Annotated in this window: 15 protein-coding genes and 1 other annotated feature; of the genes, 2 read left to right on the top strand and 13 right to left on the bottom strand. The window is 41.1% G+C overall.

Annotated elements, in window-relative coordinates:
• Position 1: 1 nt before the first annotated feature.
• The 9 genes from H7T93_RS07120 to H7T93_RS07160 form a co-directional block, all read right to left on the bottom strand.
• Positions 2–376, bottom strand: a complete 375-nt coding sequence (locus H7T93_RS07120; RefSeq protein ID WP_002885550.1) for a DUF1149 family protein — start codon at positions 374–376, stop codon at positions 2–4.
• 199 nt (positions 377–575) lie between these two features.
• Complete coding sequence (locus H7T93_RS07125) at positions 576–1,271, bottom strand: GNAT family N-acetyltransferase (RefSeq protein ID WP_175057415.1); 696 nt, start codon at positions 1,269–1,271, stop codon at positions 576–578.
• Positions 1,272–1,328: 57 nt separating this feature from the next.
• Complete coding sequence (rpmA, locus tag H7T93_RS07130; RefSeq protein WP_002885483.1) at positions 1,329–1,619, bottom strand: 50S ribosomal protein L27; 291 nt, start codon at positions 1,617–1,619, stop codon at positions 1,329–1,331.
• A gap of 35 nt (positions 1,620–1,654) precedes the next feature.
• On the bottom strand, positions 1,655–1,969 hold the full coding sequence (rplU, locus tag H7T93_RS07135; protein ID WP_002885597.1) for a 50S ribosomal protein L21: 315 nt from the start codon (positions 1,967–1,969) through the stop codon (positions 1,655–1,657).
• Positions 1,970–2,009: 40 nt separating this feature from the next.
• Positions 2,010–2,084, bottom strand: a sequence feature (ribosomal protein L21 leader region).
• A gap of 112 nt (positions 2,085–2,196) precedes the next feature.
• The gene (locus H7T93_RS07140) at positions 2,197–2,733 is read right to left on the bottom strand and encodes a GNAT family N-acetyltransferase (RefSeq protein WP_175057414.1); all 537 of its coding nucleotides are present in this window, start codon (positions 2,731–2,733) and stop codon (positions 2,197–2,199) included.
• Between the two features lie 4 nt (positions 2,734–2,737).
• Entirely contained in the window at positions 2,738–4,057 is a 1,320-nt protein-coding gene (gene gtfB / locus H7T93_RS07145; protein WP_175057413.1) for an accessory Sec system glycosylation chaperone GtfB, read from the bottom strand.
• Positions 4,050–5,561: an accessory Sec system glycosyltransferase GtfA gene (gene gtfA / locus H7T93_RS07150; protein ID WP_002890077.1), complete on the bottom strand. Its 1,512-nt coding sequence runs from the start codon at positions 5,559–5,561 to the stop codon at positions 4,050–4,052. The genes gtfB and gtfA overlap by 8 nt, the downstream gene beginning before the upstream one ends.
• Positions 5,562–5,666: 105 nt before the next feature.
• Entirely contained in the window at positions 5,667–6,890 is a 1,224-nt protein-coding gene (gene thiI / locus H7T93_RS07155; protein ID WP_155211752.1) for a tRNA uracil 4-sulfurtransferase ThiI, read from the bottom strand.
• A gap of 54 nt (positions 6,891–6,944) precedes the next feature.
• On the bottom strand, positions 6,945–8,090 hold the full coding sequence (locus H7T93_RS07160; RefSeq protein ID WP_002885484.1) for a cysteine desulfurase family protein: 1,146 nt from the start codon (positions 8,088–8,090) through the stop codon (positions 6,945–6,947).
• A gap of 108 nt (positions 8,091–8,198) precedes the next feature.
• Between H7T93_RS07160 and H7T93_RS07165 the strand changes: the two genes are divergently transcribed.
• Complete coding sequence (locus H7T93_RS07165; protein ID WP_002885527.1) at positions 8,199–8,660, top strand: DUF6556 family protein; 462 nt, start codon at positions 8,199–8,201, stop codon at positions 8,658–8,660.
• Positions 8,661–8,704: 44 nt separating this feature from the next.
• Positions 8,705–9,949, top strand: a complete 1,245-nt coding sequence (locus H7T93_RS07170; protein ID WP_002885570.1) for a bifunctional folylpolyglutamate synthase/dihydrofolate synthase — start codon at positions 8,705–8,707, stop codon at positions 9,947–9,949.
• Between the two features lie 224 nt (positions 9,950–10,173).
• Here H7T93_RS07170 and gorA read toward each other — a convergent pair whose 3' ends face one another.
• From gorA to H7T93_RS07190, 4 genes are all read right to left on the bottom strand, one after another.
• Entirely contained in the window at positions 10,174–11,526 is a 1,353-nt protein-coding gene (gorA, locus tag H7T93_RS07175) for a glutathione-disulfide reductase (RefSeq protein WP_201041716.1), read from the bottom strand.
• Positions 11,527–11,675: 149 nt separating this feature from the next.
• Positions 11,676–13,682, bottom strand: coding sequence for a fructose-specific PTS transporter subunit EIIC (locus H7T93_RS07180; RefSeq protein WP_195918125.1), 2,007 nt, complete (start codon positions 13,680–13,682; stop codon positions 11,676–11,678).
• The gene (gene pfkB, locus H7T93_RS07185) at positions 13,679–14,590 is read right to left on the bottom strand and encodes a 1-phosphofructokinase (RefSeq protein ID WP_002885581.1); all 912 of its coding nucleotides are present in this window, start codon (positions 14,588–14,590) and stop codon (positions 13,679–13,681) included. The genes H7T93_RS07180 and pfkB overlap by 4 nt, the downstream gene beginning before the upstream one ends.
• Positions 14,587–15,333: a DeoR/GlpR family DNA-binding transcription regulator gene (locus H7T93_RS07190; protein ID WP_002890068.1), complete on the bottom strand. Its 747-nt coding sequence runs from the start codon at positions 15,331–15,333 to the stop codon at positions 14,587–14,589. The genes pfkB and H7T93_RS07190 overlap by 4 nt, the downstream gene beginning before the upstream one ends.
• Positions 15,334–15,540: the final 207 nt, after the last annotated feature.

Here is a 15,540-nt window from a genome sequence, read left to right on the forward strand (position 1 = left end):
CTTAGAACTCCAAATTGATACCTGGACGATCCAAGGCAATTTCAGTTACTTCATAAGTCAAACGTTGAAGCGTATCCAAGAGCGGTGCAGCCAAGGCTTCTGCTTCTTCTTGTGAGAAGTCTTTTGGTTCATTGACGATACGGTTTTGAATGTGGTCCATTTGAGAAACAATCCCTGAGATAACAAACTCATCACGGACAATCATAAATTGCAAAACAGCTACAACAGACGTATTGTTAGCTTCTTCATCTTTATTGTGCAACTGGAAAGTTACTTCAACATTTGTTTTAGGAACACCATTCTCTTTTTCCCACTCATGGTTACGAACATCATAGTGGTAACGGTTAACAAATACTTTTTCGCGAATTAAATCCATTAGTCATATTCTCCTTGATACAATTACTCTTTATTATAGCATAAATATGCTTTATTATGGGAATATTATTGACAGAAAAATGAGTATTTAGACTGATTTTGACAGTAACAATAATCACTAGAAAAGTAGGAGCTTTGATTTAGGACTAGGACTACTAAAATAAGGCTCCTTCATCAGAAGAGAGCCCTTATATTGCCAGCTAACAATCCCTCAAAGAACATTTCTGCTGTCCCTGTTCATCAAAATTCTCAGGAGACAACCAATTCTCAAATCGTTTCTTAAGTACTGGCCACTCACTGTCAATAATCGAGAACCAGTCCGTATCACGGCTACGTCCCTTATAGATAGCATGGTTACGAAAACGCCCCTCATAGGTGAACCCTAAACGCATGGCTGCATTGGCAGAAGGGCGGTTGAGACTATCACATTTCCACTCATAACGACGATAGTTAAGATCTTCAAAGACATATTCCATAAGCAGGTATTGAGCTTCTGTGGCTGCTCGAGTCTTTTGTAAAGCAGGTGCTAAAATCACTCGTCCCATCTCAACACTACGATTTTTTGGTGTAATAGCCATAAGTGAAAAGGTTCCCAGAACCTTACCTGAAGCCTTATCCCTGATGGCAAAGAAATAAGGGTTATCGGATTGCTCATAATCCTCCAAACACTGACGTACAGCTTCTTCAGATTCAAATGGATCGGCATACATATAGGTCCAATCAGAAAGAATCTGATTAGTAAAGTAAAAGTCTAAAATGTCCTCATAATGCTCTGACACTGTCAAATGTTCAACGCTACAATAACGACCTTCTAATAGAGCAACATCTGGCATTTTACCCGGACTAGCATCTGCTAGACTTGGCCCTACTTCTTGTTGGTAGTGATTTAAAGGCATAGGATTCTCCTTTTTTCATAAAGAAAAGCCTACACAAAAGTGCAGACTTTAGCTTAATTATTTAGCAACTGGGTATACAGATACTTGTTTTTTGTCGCGACCTTTACGTTCGAAACGTACAACACCTTCAACTTTAGCGAAGAGTGTATCGTCACCACCACGGCCTACGTTTACACCTGGGTAGATGTGTGTACCGCGTTGACGGTAAAGGATTGATCCACCTGATACAGTTTGTCCATCAGCTGCTTTAGCACCAAGACGTTTAGCTTGTGAATCACGACCATTGGAAGTAGAACCCCCACCTTTTTTGTGGGCGAAAAGTTGCAAGTTTTCAAGAGTTTTCAACATAAGATTGTGTCCTTTCTTAGTGATTAGTCGCTAACTTACGCGTTGATAGCGTTGATAACAACTTTTGTATAAGGTTGACGGTGACCTTGTTTACGGTGGCTACCTTTTTTAGGTTTGTATTTGAAAGTAACAACTTTCTTTTGTTTACCTTGTTTTTCGATAGTTCCGACAACAGTAGCTCCCTCAACAACTGGAGTACCTACTACAGTTTTATCACCACCGACAAGAACAACTTCGTTAAAAGTTACTTCTGATCCAGCTTCAGCGTTGATTTTTTCAACGTAGATCGCTTGACCTACTTCAACTTTAACTTGTTTTCCACCAGTTTTGATGATTGCGTATGTGCTCATGATGCACCTCCTATTAAAATTTTTAATGTGTCTGAGGTTTCCCTCTGTGAAGACTCGCCTAGTACTGCGGGGGCGAACCCACTTGTAAACAGTAGTCGTGCGGTTGCACAGGACGTGCATTTAGTCAACGTTACAATTCTATCATTTTTTCATGCTAATGACAAGAGAAAAAGTTATTTTGATTATTCTTATTCTGCTCATTGAAATTTATCAAAGTAACGATTACCCTAATCAACTCTTATTCCATATCTTCCTAGGAAAGTCTTAGCTAGAGCCCGCTCCAGACCAACTAAGGAAAGGCTCTTATCCGTTGTCAAAATTTGATAGCGTTCACTTCCTTCAAAATAGAAGTGATTCAATGCCTGATAGCCATTTCGTTCATAAAATGCTAAACGTTTTAGACGTTGAGCCCGATTAGAGACTTGCTCCTCATCCATGGGTTCAATCGTAAGCACACACGGTCGTTCTCCTGCTTCTTCCCTAACTTGTGCCAAAATTTGACTACCGTAACCCTGCGACTGTTTACTTTCCTCAACCGCAAGAAAGAGAAGGTAGACCAGGTTATCAGTACAGATTGCATAGGTAAAACCAATAAAAACTCCCTGATCAAAATAAGCCAAGAAAGATTGTCCATTTTTCAAATTATTCCAAGACAATTGCCAAAGTGGGAGTCTCTCCTCCACAGGAAAAGCCGCTTCATAAAGCGAAGCGACCATCTTGAATGTTGATGTCAGAGGATAAATGTTACGAACCTCTAGTGTCATTTTCCTAACCAATAACCTTCTTATAATCTTCTGGTGTTGCTACATGAGCGTGCTCACGTTGACGATCAAGCAAGTGACTAAGGAAGTCACGGTTGCCCAAGGCTTCTTTAAGGGTTTGCTTAAATTGCCCAGCATTCATTGGTGAGAAAATATTGCTTGGTGCAGTATAATCTGGACCATGGCTTGTATTCGTGAAAGCCAGGATAAGCAGGTTATTTTCAAAGGCAGCACGTGTCGCTGACAGGATTTCATTTTGGTGGTTAATATCTAAATAGAAATCAGCCTCTTGATAGAGACGCTTAACCTGTTCTGTTGTAATATTCGGATAAAGGCTAACATTACTATATTTAGCTAAATCCATCAAACGACTTGACATTTCAGTGATTGCCCCAATATGGTAGTGCATGGTAGGCACTTCACTAACAATGCTTTCCAAGTGTTCAATCTGATCTGAGTTGGTCAAGATAAGCGCTTGATTTTGGAAGTTGTTCTGGCGGGCAAATGGATACATGAATCCGAGAAAGGCCACGCGAGAAGCCTGCTCTGGACTAACCAACTTTAGAAGATTCGTATATGCTGTGTATTCTTGCACTACAATCTTAGTTTGACGGTGATTGCTATCAAGAAGGAGGCGCATATTCCCAGGGACTGAATCAGTGATAGGCTCTTGCCAGAAGAGGACATCTTGACCAGAATTCGGAAGATTCATAGCTGTCAAGAAAGGTGTTGACAAGGAGTTATAAAGGATACGTCGCAAATCATAACCAGCTTCTTTAAGATAAAAGACTACAAACTCCGATTTGTTTTTGAAAATGTAGACCTTGTCTTTCCAATTCAAGATAACGTCTTTGGTCAAATGGTTAATGACGATAACTTCCTTGTTGTCTGGAGTGAAATAACTAGTAATGGTCGCTTCTTGCTTAACATTGTAAGTTGTTTGTGAGAAACGGTACCCCTTATTATTGTAGCGATCAGTCACACGCAGGCGACCTGACTCATCATACCAATCCACAGCTTTAACTAGACGCTGATGAGCAGGATGCGCATAGTGAATATGACCACGTTTCTTATCAAAACGGAAGATTTCCGCGTTGCTATTTGTTCCTAAAATTTCCCAGTAGTCAGGCACAGGAACCTGATTAAAGTAAAGTGCAGAACCTTGAACCTTGTCAAAACCAGTGAAATAAAGGTAAGGTGAGGTCACATCACTAGGCAGAAAGCCATCATCTGAAAGACAAACTGTTGTATTTACATAGCCAGCAACAATCAGCGAGTAATGGAGATCCCAACTACCTTGACTATAGTTCTCAAATAAATTAATCATGATTAGTCATCTCCTTTACTAAGTTAAGCCACTTCTGCTCGATTTCCTCTGTCAAAAAGCCTTTTGCGATATCATAAGAGACTTGATGAACATGATCTAAATCTGAACGATTGAAGAAAGCTACAATTTTCTCTGCCAAGGCAGCCACAATAGCAAGCTCGTCATCTTTTTCAAATCGAGGGATTAAGTAACCATTTTCATTATCCTTGATAAAAGTTTGGTTCCCATAACGGACATCAAAACCAATCATACCAAGGCCCGATCCAACAGCTTCTAGAAGTGTCAAGCCGAACCCTTCACTCTTAGAACCTGATAGGTAAAGTTCGTAATCCTTGTAGACTTCTGTTAAATCTTGGTGACCCTTGAGGTGGATGTAATCCTGAGCGTGATTTTCCTCGATAATTGCCTTAAGCTTAGCTTCTTCAGCACCTGTACCAAAGATATCAAAGTTCACTTGTGGCAGACTTTCTTTAGCCTTAACAACAGCCTTAGCCAACCAGTCTACGTGCTTTTCATTGGCCAAACGTGAAGCTGTGATGATTGAGAATGGTTTGCGCTCTCCCTCAGGCTCTCTCAGTTTATCCAAACTTCCCACAGGAATCGTTACGATATTAGGTGTAAATGGTGTGTATTTGTTGAACTGGTCTAGCATAATGCTGCGTTGACGCTCTGTCGCTGTGATGAAGAAATCAACCTTATCTGCATTACTGAATTGATACTCGTAGAAGTTATTCCAAAGAATAGTCTTGTCTGTCACAGCATTTTCACTAAAGTGCTCTGCATGGACCACAACCCCAAGCTTAGCAGGTTTGGTATTACGGAAAACAGCCTGCCCTGTGCCAGTGGCACGGTCCAAGATAACGATATCCTGGTCAGTTAGACCAAGTTGAGACATAAAGTAGGCAATAAACTCATGCTTAGAAGACAAAATCTTATCTGGGAAACGGAAGACACTATCCTTACCATCAACAATTTCATCATAGGCAACACTACCATCCTCATTGAAGAAACGACGTTGATAGAGGTGGGCCTTGTTATCTACAGGGGTGTAGTACTCCGTGAACATCTTAGTGTAAGAGTAAAAGTCTTTACGAATTAAGCAACCACGCGATACTTTTTCCACACGGTGAACGATATCTTCACCCTCTTTACGCAAGTAGGCTGCATAAAAAATATCTTCCTTGGCACAAAAGAGCTTAACCACCTTGCCATTAATCTCACGACGCGTGATGTCATAAGGGATTTCCTTTTCCAAATCCTTGACAGTATAGGTCGTTGGAGCAATTTTCAGGTCTGTAAAATAGCTGTATAGCCAGATGACGTCTTCATCTTCAAACCCCATGTTACGGGTCAAATCAGAAAGATTGTCCTGCAGGAACATATCCATAAAGACAAATTTGGCCTTAATACCTGTGTTTTTGAAAATTGTAGAACGATAGGCCTGGGCGTACTCAACACCACTTGATGCCCAACCGATTCCTAAATTGATGTTATAAACAGTCATGTATTTTCCTTTCTGGGTAAAAGCTCAACATCGACATTTCTTTTTGGACATACCTAACTCTAGTAGCACCTAAATACTGCTATGTTAGTACTATATCCTCCTAGACTAGAGCAAGTCTTCAATAAGTGTATCCACTTCGTCTTGCGCTTCTTCAATAGGTGTGATTTCAGTCACCATGATTCCCGCAACCGCACGTTCAACCAAGGCTTCAACATCCATACGACGTTCATATTGTTCAACGTTTTTGATTTTTGGATTAGTCTTTGGACGGTCAGGTGCAAAGATAGTACAGCAATCCTCAAAAGGTTGGATGGAAATGTCAAAGGTATCAATTTTTTGTGCCAAATCAATGATTTCCAACTTGTCCATAGTGACAACTGGACGAATCACTGGCGTACATGTAACAGCATTAATCGCCTGCATAGACTCCATAGTCTGACTGGCAACCTGACCAAGACTCTCACCATTGATAATCACAAGACCTCGACGTTCTTCTCGAATGCGGTCAGTAATACGCATCATAAAACGACGCGTCAAGGTCATCAAATAAGCCTCAGGCGCTTTTTCTTTGATTTCCTCTTGGATTTCAGTAAATGGTACTTCGATGAACTGGATATTACCACCAAACTTGGTCAACTTACGGGTCAAATCTTGAGCCTTTTTCAGTGCACCAGGACTGGTATAAGGAGGGCTTGCAAAGTGGACAGCTTCAATATCCACACCACGTTTAAGTGCAAGATAACCTGCCACTGGCGAATCAATCCCACCTGAAAGCATGAGCATTCCTTTACCGGCAGTCCCTACAGGTAGTCCACCTGCTCCTTTGATTTCCTCGTGAGAAATATAAGCCGCCTCAGCACGAATTTCTACCTTAAGGTTGACATCTGGGCCCTTCATCTGAGCCTTGATGTCAGGCAATACATCAAAAACTGCATTTCCTAAAGTAAGATTGAGCTCACGACTGTCGAGAACAAAGTCATGGTCACTACGTTTAGCAGTTACTTTAAAAGTAAGACCGTCACGATAGAGTCCAGTCATAATGTCTTGAACAGCTTTTTTCAAGACATCGACATCTTTTTCAAACTTGTAAACAGGACTAAAGGCTTGAATACCAAAAATTTGCTTCAAAGACTCTGCTACTGGCTCGTAGTCTGTACCATTGAGGTAGATATGTCCACGATCTCGATCAAAAGTCACTTTAACTTCTGGATAGATGGATAGGACATCTTTAATATTATTTCTAAGTTTATTGACAAAGCGCATACGGTTTTTGCCTTTGGTAGACAATTCACCATAGCGAACCATAATTTCTGAATATGTTAGTGTCATTCCTTTTCCTTTTAAATGTGAATTTAGTTTTATTGTTTAATCGCTTAAATCTTGCTATCTCACTTTTTGTGTCTTGGCGTAGACCTGCTTGAAAATCGTGAGGAACTGTTCCACCTGTCCCATATCATTGTCATCATCAAGACTGATACGAACAGCTGTTTGGGCTAACTTAGTCGGTACACCCATAGAAATGAGAGTCCCCGCTGGTTTCCCCGCCTTAGATGAACATGCTGATGTCGTTGAAATATAGATTTGATGCTCTTCAAAAGCATGGACAATAACTTCACCTCGAACACCCTTGATTCCAAAGGTTAAAATATTGGGAGCAAAGTCTTCACCCTCACCTGAGAAAATAGTAATATCCTCGTACTTAGCCAATTCGTCAAAGATAATCTTTTTCATCTTGGCAATTTTAGGAAGAGAAAATTCCTCTTTGTCAGTTACCAAGCGCAAGGCCTTGGCCATACTCGCAATGCCGGCAACATTTTCAGTTGTTGAACGAAAATCTTTTTCTTGACCACCACCGGTTAAGAGTGGCGTAATCTTTTTCCCTGCCTTTTTGTAGACAAAACCGACACCACGAACAGCATGAAACTTGTGACCAGAAAATGTCGCAAAATCTACACGATCAGTTAAATAGGACGATACTGGAATCTTCCCAATAGCCTGAACAGCATCCACATGGAAAGATATGGTAGGCTCATTAGCCAAGAGATCTGAGATGGCTTGAATAGGTTGAATTGATCCAATTTCATTATTGACTGCCATAACCGAAACCAAGATCGTGTCAGAGCGCAATAATCCAGCAAGAGCTTCAACATCCACAAACCCTTGATCATTTACTGGTGCATAAGATACCTCGAAACCATGCTCTGAAAGCCATTTGGCAGATTCTTTTACCGCAGGGTGTTCAATATCAGAAACAATGATGTGTTTGCCGTAAGGCTCTTTTTCGAAAGCTACACCTTTGATGACCCAGTTATCACCTTCGGTTCCTCCAGACGTAAAGAAAATCTCATCGGCTGATTTTCCAATGAGTTCCGCAACTTGCTTACGAGAAGCCTCCAAAATACGTGTCGCAGATGTTCCTAATTGGTGTAGGCTGGATGGGTTCCCAAAAATTTTAGTAGCCACTTCTTGATAGGTTCTAAGTGCCTCTGGATAAGGCACCGTCGTGGCCGAATTATCAAAATAAATCATGATTTTTCCTCGATTTTTATTTACTATTTATTATAGCATAATTTTTTTAGCAATTTTTGCGAGAAAATCATATAATAGAAAGTACGAAATATTTTTAAGGAGAGCATCATGTCTGAAAATTACTCACGCCGTAATCATTCATCAAAAGAAGAAAAAAAATCTGCCCCAAAGGTGACTGAACACGTTACAAAAGGCTTCACTGCCTTCCAAAAAGTCCTTACTGCCGTCGGGACAATTTTGTCAATCATCGTGGCTTCAATCACTATCATGAATTTCACAGCCTCTAAAAATAAGGACACTTCTGATTCATCAGCCAATCAATCAACTGTAGTCATCAAAGAAGGCAATAATAAGACTCAAGAATCTAGTGCTTCCTCATCTAGTTATGGCAATGCGACTGATTCAGAAACAGAAACAAGTAGCCAAGCAGGAACTAACACCTATTCGTCATCTGCAGATACAACAACGGGTGGCAATACGACTACCTCTTCATCAGCAGCTACTGCAGACACAACATCTGGCAATGCGACTACTGGTGGTGCAACAACTGGTGACGCCGCTTCTAACTAAGACATGTAAAAGGCTAGGAAACCCTGCCTTTTTTCTATAATCCTATGAACTATACAGAAACTCTAAATTTTATCCATTCTTTCAAGGGCAATGGCCGTCGCCCTCAACTCGAACGTATGCGTTGGCTCTTGAAACAAGCTGGAGATCCCCAGTCTCACTATCCAACGGTACATATTGTCGGGACCAACGGTAAGGGGTCAACAACTAGCTACCTACAAAATATCCTAACAAAGTCAGGCTATCAGGTCGGGACTTTCACCTCCCCTTATATTACTCGCTTCAACGAACGTATTAGTATTAACGGCACAGAAATTCCTGATAAGGATTTGATTAGCCTTGTCGCGAAAGCTCAGGTTATTCTCAATGGTTTAGAAGAGCACACTAATTTTGGCAGACCAACGGAATTTGAATTGGTCACCTTACTCATGTTCCTCTACTTCGACCTTAAACAGGTTGATATGGCTATCATTGAAGCTGGAATTGGTGGACGACTTGATTCGACCAATGTTCTTTCGCCGGAGCTTGTCATCTGTACTTCGATTGGCTTTGATCACACTGAGACCTTGGGCAATAGCCTTTTGGACATTGCCAATCATAAGGCAGGCGTCATGCGAGAAAATACACCCATCTTACTTGGTCGGGTCTCTACAGAAGTTGAACATTTCTTCGACCAAAAATCACATGACCTACAAGCTCCTTTAGCCATCATTGATAGGGAAATTCAGCTGCTTTCGAAAGAAGATCAAACGATCCAAATTTCTTATGACCATTGGGAAAGTCCAAATCTTAAACTTCCAATGTTAGGACAGCATCAAGAAAACAATGCTGGGCTAGCTGTCACTGCTGCCCATCTCTTAGCTCAAACATTTTCTAAGATTACCGATAAGAGCATCCAAGAAGGAATCGAAGAGACGCATTGGCCTGGTCGTAGTGAGTGGATAGGAAATAACATTTATCTAGATGGTGCCCATAACCCTCAAGGAATTGCCAGCTTAAAGCAGGTACTAAAAGATAACTTCGCTAATCGTAGGGTACATATCCTCTTTGCAGGACTTAGACGAAAGCCTTTGGCAGACTTACTAGAGGAATTGAAAGATTATGATATAACGGTAACCAGCTTTGACTTTTTTGAGGCACTGCCCTTGGACGACTATCCCAAAGACTTCAAACGTGCAGCCGACTATAGAGACTGGCTAGCACAAGCTGAATCATCAGATTCTGAGGACTTATTTGTTGTCACTGGATCTCTTTACTTTATATCAGCAGTAAGAAACTACTTAATTAAATAAAATAAGGCCTGAAGGCCTTATTTTATTTAGACAATCTATAATTTTACACAAAGTGTAGGCTGCTATTTGAACACAAAGAAAAGTCTGAAACTCTCGGTTAACAGCCTTCACTTTTCTACCGCATCGTCACAAATTCTTCTGAACCCGTTGAGTGAATGGTTTCAATTGAAGCCATTCAGACACAAAGAAAAGTCTGAAACTCTCAGTTAACAGACTTCACCTTTTTACCTCATCGTTACAAATTCTTCTGAACCGGTTGGATGAATGGCAACCGTATTATCAAAATCAGCCTTAGTTGCTCCCATCTTAATAGCCACAGAGAAGCCTTGAATCATCTCATCGACACCGTAGCCAATGCCATGAAGACCGATGATTTTTTCATCCTCACCAAGTGTTACTAATTTCATAGTTGACGGCTGACGATTGTTTGCAAGAGCTGTATACATTGGAGTGAAACTAGATTTATAGACCTTGATATTCTCCGCACCATATTTAGCAATTGCTTTTTCCTCAGTCAAACCAACAGAACCAATAACTGGGTGGCTAAAGACCACAGTGGCTACATCAGTGTAATCAAGCTTAGCATCGGCTTTATTGTTGAAGAGTCGCTCTGACAATTGACGTCCCGCCTTGATTGCAACTGGCGTCAAATCTAGTTTACCAGTCACATCACCAAGGGCGTAGATACCAGGAACTGATGTATTTTCAAAGGCGTCTGAATAAATGTTACCTCGTTCAGTCAACTCAACGCCCGTCTTTTCAAGACCAAAGCCAGAGGTATTGGCTGCACGACCAATAGCCCAAATGAGGCAATCAACAGTGATCGTTTCTCCATTGTCAAAGCTAATGGTCAAAGAATCGTCAGCATTTTTCACTACTTCTGTAGCATTAGCATGCGTGTGAAGGGTCGGACCTGATTTAGCCATCTCATCGACTAAGACATCGATAATATCCTTGTCAAAGGTACGTAATGGGCGATCCTTACGAACAAAGAGATGCGTGTCACTACCAAGAGCATTGAGAACACCAGCAACCTCAACGGCGATATAGCCAGCACCGATAACAGCTGTACGTTTTGGTACCTCATCTAACTCAAAGAAACCATCTGAAGTAATCCCATATTCACTACCTGGAATATTTGGATAAAGAGCATGACCACCTGTTGCAATAAGGATATGGGGTGCTGTATAAAGCTCCCCCGCTACTTCAACCGTATGAGGGTCAACAAATCTTGCATACTCGTAGACACGTTCAACGCCATTGCTGTCAAAACCACGCTCATAAGAACCATGGATACGGTCGATATAAGCCTGACGATTGGCCTTAAGCCTTGCAAAATCAAACTTATTAAGCGTCACATCAAAGCCATACTCGCCCGCATAGCAGTGAAGAGTCTCAGCAACCTGAGCACCATACCACATGACCTTTTTAGGCACACAACCCACATTGACACAGGTACCGCCGACCTCTTTTCCTTCAAAGAGAATAACCTTAGCGCCGTGCATAGCAGCACGATTAGCACTAGCAATCCCACCAGAACCACCACCAATGACAATATAATCGTATTCTTTTACCATATTTTACCTCTTATGTTTCTTTATACAGCGTATTAGCTACTAGATAAGCCATTTCTGCCTATACTTTATCATAAAATAGGTACCCTGACAAAAATCTGCTACGACACAAAAAAACAACCCCGTACTCAACGAGATTGTTTAATCATATCTTATTTATCAAGTGGTTTGCGGAGGAATCCGAAAAGGATACCTGATACCACAGCACCAATCAAAATGAAGAGAAGGTAGAGAAGGGCATTTGATGTGAGGGCAATAACGAAGATACCTCCGTGTGGTGCCATCAATTTGATTCCTGCCATACCTACGAGAGCACCTGTAAGAGCTGAACCGACGATAAAGCTTGGGATAGCGCGTGCTGGGTCAGCTGCACCAAATGGGATCGCACCTTCAGTGATGAATGAGAGTCCCATAACGATATTTGTCAAACCAGAATCACGTTCTTCTTGTGAGAATTTATCTTTGAACAATACGGTTGCTACAAAGACTGCCAAAGGAGGAACCATACCAGCTGCCATAACTGCTGCCATAACAACTGAACCACCTGAAGTTACAGTTTCAGCAAGAGTACCTGTAGCAAAAACATAAGCTGCTTTATTGACTGGTCCACCCATATCCACTGCCATCATACCACCTACAAGGAGACCAAGGAGAACTGCTGAGCTACCTGACAAGCTTGACAAGAAGTTATTAAGACCAGTATTGATTGCTGCCATTGGGATATTCACTGCTAACATGGCAAATCCTGTGAGGGCCACTCCAAGAAGAGGCATCAATAAGATTGATTTTGCACCTTCGAGTGCACGTGGAACCTTAATGTATTTTCTCAACAAAAGTACAATTCCACCAGCTAAGAAACCACCTACCAATGCTCCAAGAAATCCTGATGACACTTGATGAGAAGAAATCTTATCAACTGCTTCTTTTGCTGCATTCTCATCTAAACCTGCAACTTTTGCATAGACTACGATATTTCCATAAGCAAGACCTGCTTTCGCAATAGCCCCAGCTGCAAAACCGGCAATCAAACCTGGTTTCTCAGCAATTGAATAGGCAATATATCCTGCAAGAATAGGCAACATGAAACTGAAAGCAATATCACCAATTGATTTAAAGAGAGCCGGAAGTTCATTGTAACTACCCAAATGTGACAATTGATCTTTAGGAACACCCATGATTTGGTCAAGCAAGAAGGCAAGCGCAATCATGATACCACCACCGATAACGAATGGGAGCATTTGTGATACCCCACTCATCAAGTGTTTATAGAAGGCACCACCGAGGCTCAATTTCTCACTTGATTCTTGAGCAGCTCCAGCATTTTCGGCATGGAAGACTTCAGCCTTACCATCCAAGATATTTTGGATTAATTCTTGAGGTTGACGAATACCTGCAGCGACTGGTTTAGAAAGTAATTTTTTACCATCAAAACGTGCTGTTTCAACTGCCTTGTCTGCCGCTACGATAACACCTACAGCCTTACTGATTTCTTCAGCAGTCAATGGTGTTCCGACACCTGAAGCACCGTTAGTTTCAACACGAACATTGACTCCCATTTCTTCACCCGTTTTAATCAGTGATTCTTCAGCCATGTAAGTGTGAGCAATACCAGTTGTACAAGCTGTTACAGCTACGATAAGTGGTTTATCGCTTGAAGCTGCTTCTTTAACAGCTTGTGCTTTCTTAGCTTCCTCAGCTTGTGCTTCTTCTTCGCCAGTATTAAAAGCAGCAATCACTTCATCTGGAGAAGTCACCTTACGCAAACGATCTGCAAAACCATCTTGCATAAGGTATTTTGACAACTCAGCAAGAGCTGCCAAGTGAGTGTCGTTTGCTCCCTCTGGAGCTGCAATCATAAAGAAGAGGTCGGTAGGTTGACCATCAAGTGATTCGTAATCTACACCTTTATTAGATTTAGCAAAAAGTACTGTCGCTTCTTTTACTGCAGCATTTTTACTGTGTGGCATAGCGATTCCATCACCCAAACCAGTTGATGTTTGTGCTTCACGAGCCATAATACCTGCTTTGAAAACATCAAAGTCAGTCACAACACCGTTGTCAACCAAGCTGTTAATCATTTCATCGATAGCAGCTTCTTTTGTAGTTGCTTGAAGGTCAAGCAACATGACTTTTTTGTTCAGTAAATCCTGAATTTTCATAGTTTTTCTACCTCTACTTTATTGTATGTTTCTTTAATAAATTCAATTGTCGCTAAGTCATCTGAGAAAGCCGTAGATGTTCCACATGCTACTCCCCACTTGAGAGCCTCAATTGGATCACCTGATTTAACAAACTCACCAGTGAAACCAGCAACCATTGAGTCACCCGCACCAACAGAGTTTTTTACTGTTCCCTTGATTGGTTTAGCAAAGTAAGCAGCCTCTGGAGTAACAAGAAGCGCTCCATCACCTGCCATTGAGATGATAACGTTCTGTGCACCCTTAGCAAGGATTTCACGCGCATATTTTTCAACATCAGCCAAACCATTAAGTTTGACATTGAAAATAGCTTCTAACTCATGATTATTTGGTTTTACCAAGAGTGGTTGGTAAGCCAAGGAATCAAGCAAGGTTTGACCCTCAAAGTCACAGACAACCTGTGCACCAGTTTCACGCACTAGTGGAATCAATTTGTTATAGACCTTGTTTCCAAGATTGCTTGGTGCTGATCCAGCAAAAACAACCACATCATCAGCACTTACACTTGAAAGAACTGCTTCCAATTCAGCCAATTGATACTCATTAATGACAGGTCCTGCACCGTTAATTTCAGTTTCTTGGTCAGCCTTGATTTTAACATTAATACGTGTGTCTTGATCCACAGCTACAAACTTGGTTTTAATACCTTCTGCATCCAAACCATCTGTAACAAAACGTCCTGTAAAACCACCGATGAAGCCCGTTGCAGTATTATCGACACCTAAACGTTGCAAAATACGACTAACATTAATCCCCTTACCGCCAGCGAACTTATCATCACTCTCCATGCGGTTAACCTCACCAATCTCTACCTTGTCGATACGAACAATGAAGTCGATTGATGGATTCAGCGTTACAGTATAAATCATACTTCAATAACCCTCGTTTTCTCTTTTAATTCTTTTAGGAGCTCTTCTTCCGAAGCATTTGTAATTATGGTTACTTTCTCGACCTCGGCTACCTTAGCATAGGTAATCTGACCAAGTTTAGAGGCATCCGCTAGAACATAGGCTTTTTGAGCATTAGCTATAACCGTCCGTTTAATAACTGCCTCTTCCATGTCTGGTGTGGTGAAATAATTAGCATCAACGCCGTTAGCACCAATGAACGCACAATCAAAATTCAGTTGTCTGATTTGCTCTTGAGCAGTACTTCCAATAGAAGCATCCGTTGAATGTTTAACCTTTCCTCCAACAATCCTAGTGCTAACACCAAGATCTACCAGCTTAACCGCATGGTGGATAGAATTAGTCACAACCGTTACCTGACGATTAGCCAAATGTGGAATCAAAAGTTCATTTGTTGTACTAGCCTCAAGAAAGACGACATCACCTTCCTTAATCAAATCGGCAGCATAACCAGCTAACTGAGCCTTTTCTTGAACGTTTCTAATAGCTTTTTGACTATTGGCAATTTCTTCCTTTAGACCATGAATGCTTTCAGCACCACCATGAACACGTTTAAGTTGGCCATCTGCCGCTAACTCGTCCAAGTCGCGACGAATCGTCGACTCGGAAGTATCACTTAACAAAACAGTTAAGTTTTCCAAAGTGACAAAACCATCTTGTTTCAACTGAGACAAGATAATCTGCTTACGTTCAGACTTTAGCATAATCTCTCCTTCTGTAATCGTTTACAAAAACTATTATACTAAATTTTTAATAACTGTCAACTAGAAACAGTCAAAAAAAATCAAAATATTTCATTATAAAATACTTATCTACCAAAATGACGCAATTTGATAAGAAAGTTCTTACATTTTCAAAAAGAATATCCCTTTCAGTATGAAGGGCAAAATAAAAAAGCCTTTCGGCTCTCT

The sequence above is a fragment of the Streptococcus sp. 9.1 genome (assembly GCF_016648815.1).
In the GTDB taxonomy this organism is placed as follows: Bacteria; Bacillota; Bacilli; order Lactobacillales; family Streptococcaceae; genus Streptococcus; species Streptococcus salivarius_E.

Excerpts from the sequence above, each read along its gene's own strand:
- H7T93_RS07120 (WP_002885550.1), bottom strand. The coding sequence starts at position 376 with ATGGATTTAATTCGCGAAAAAGTATTTGTTAACCGTTACCACTATGAT.
- H7T93_RS07125 (WP_175057415.1), bottom strand. The coding sequence starts at position 1,271 with ATGCCTTTAAATCACTACCAACAAGAAGTAGGGCCAAGTCTAGCAGAT.
- rpmA (WP_002885483.1), bottom strand. The coding sequence starts at position 1,619 with ATGTTGAAAACTCTTGAAAACTTGCAACTTTTCGCCCACAAAAAAGGT.
- rplU (WP_002885597.1), bottom strand. The coding sequence starts at position 1,969 with ATGAGCACATACGCAATCATCAAAACTGGTGGAAAACAAGTTAAAGTT.
- H7T93_RS07140 (WP_175057414.1), bottom strand. The coding sequence starts at position 2,733 with ATGACACTAGAGGTTCGTAACATTTATCCTCTGACATCAACATTCAAG.
- gtfB (WP_175057413.1), bottom strand. The coding sequence starts at position 4,057 with ATGATTAATTTATTTGAGAACTATAGTCAAGGTAGTTGGGATCTCCAT.
- gtfA (WP_002890077.1), bottom strand. The coding sequence starts at position 5,561 with ATGACTGTTTATAACATCAATTTAGGAATCGGTTGGGCATCAAGTGGT.
- thiI (WP_155211752.1), bottom strand. The coding sequence starts at position 6,890 with ATGACACTAACATATTCAGAAATTATGGTTCGCTATGGTGAATTGTCT.
- H7T93_RS07160 (WP_002885484.1), bottom strand. The coding sequence starts at position 8,090 with ATGATTTATTTTGATAATTCGGCCACGACGGTGCCTTATCCAGAGGCA.
- H7T93_RS07165 (WP_002885527.1), top strand. The coding sequence starts at position 8,199 with ATGTCTGAAAATTACTCACGCCGTAATCATTCATCAAAAGAAGAAAAA.
- H7T93_RS07170 (WP_002885570.1), top strand. The coding sequence starts at position 8,705 with ATGAACTATACAGAAACTCTAAATTTTATCCATTCTTTCAAGGGCAAT.
- gorA (WP_201041716.1), bottom strand. The coding sequence starts at position 11,526 with ATGGTAAAAGAATACGATTATATTGTCATTGGTGGTGGTTCTGGTGGG.
- H7T93_RS07180 (WP_195918125.1), bottom strand. The coding sequence starts at position 13,682 with ATGAAAATTCAGGATTTACTGAACAAAAAAGTCATGTTGCTTGACCTT.
- pfkB (WP_002885581.1), bottom strand. The coding sequence starts at position 14,590 with ATGATTTATACTGTAACGCTGAATCCATCAATCGACTTCATTGTTCGT.
- H7T93_RS07190 (WP_002890068.1), bottom strand. The coding sequence starts at position 15,333 with ATGCTAAAGTCTGAACGTAAGCAGATTATCTTGTCTCAGTTGAAACAA.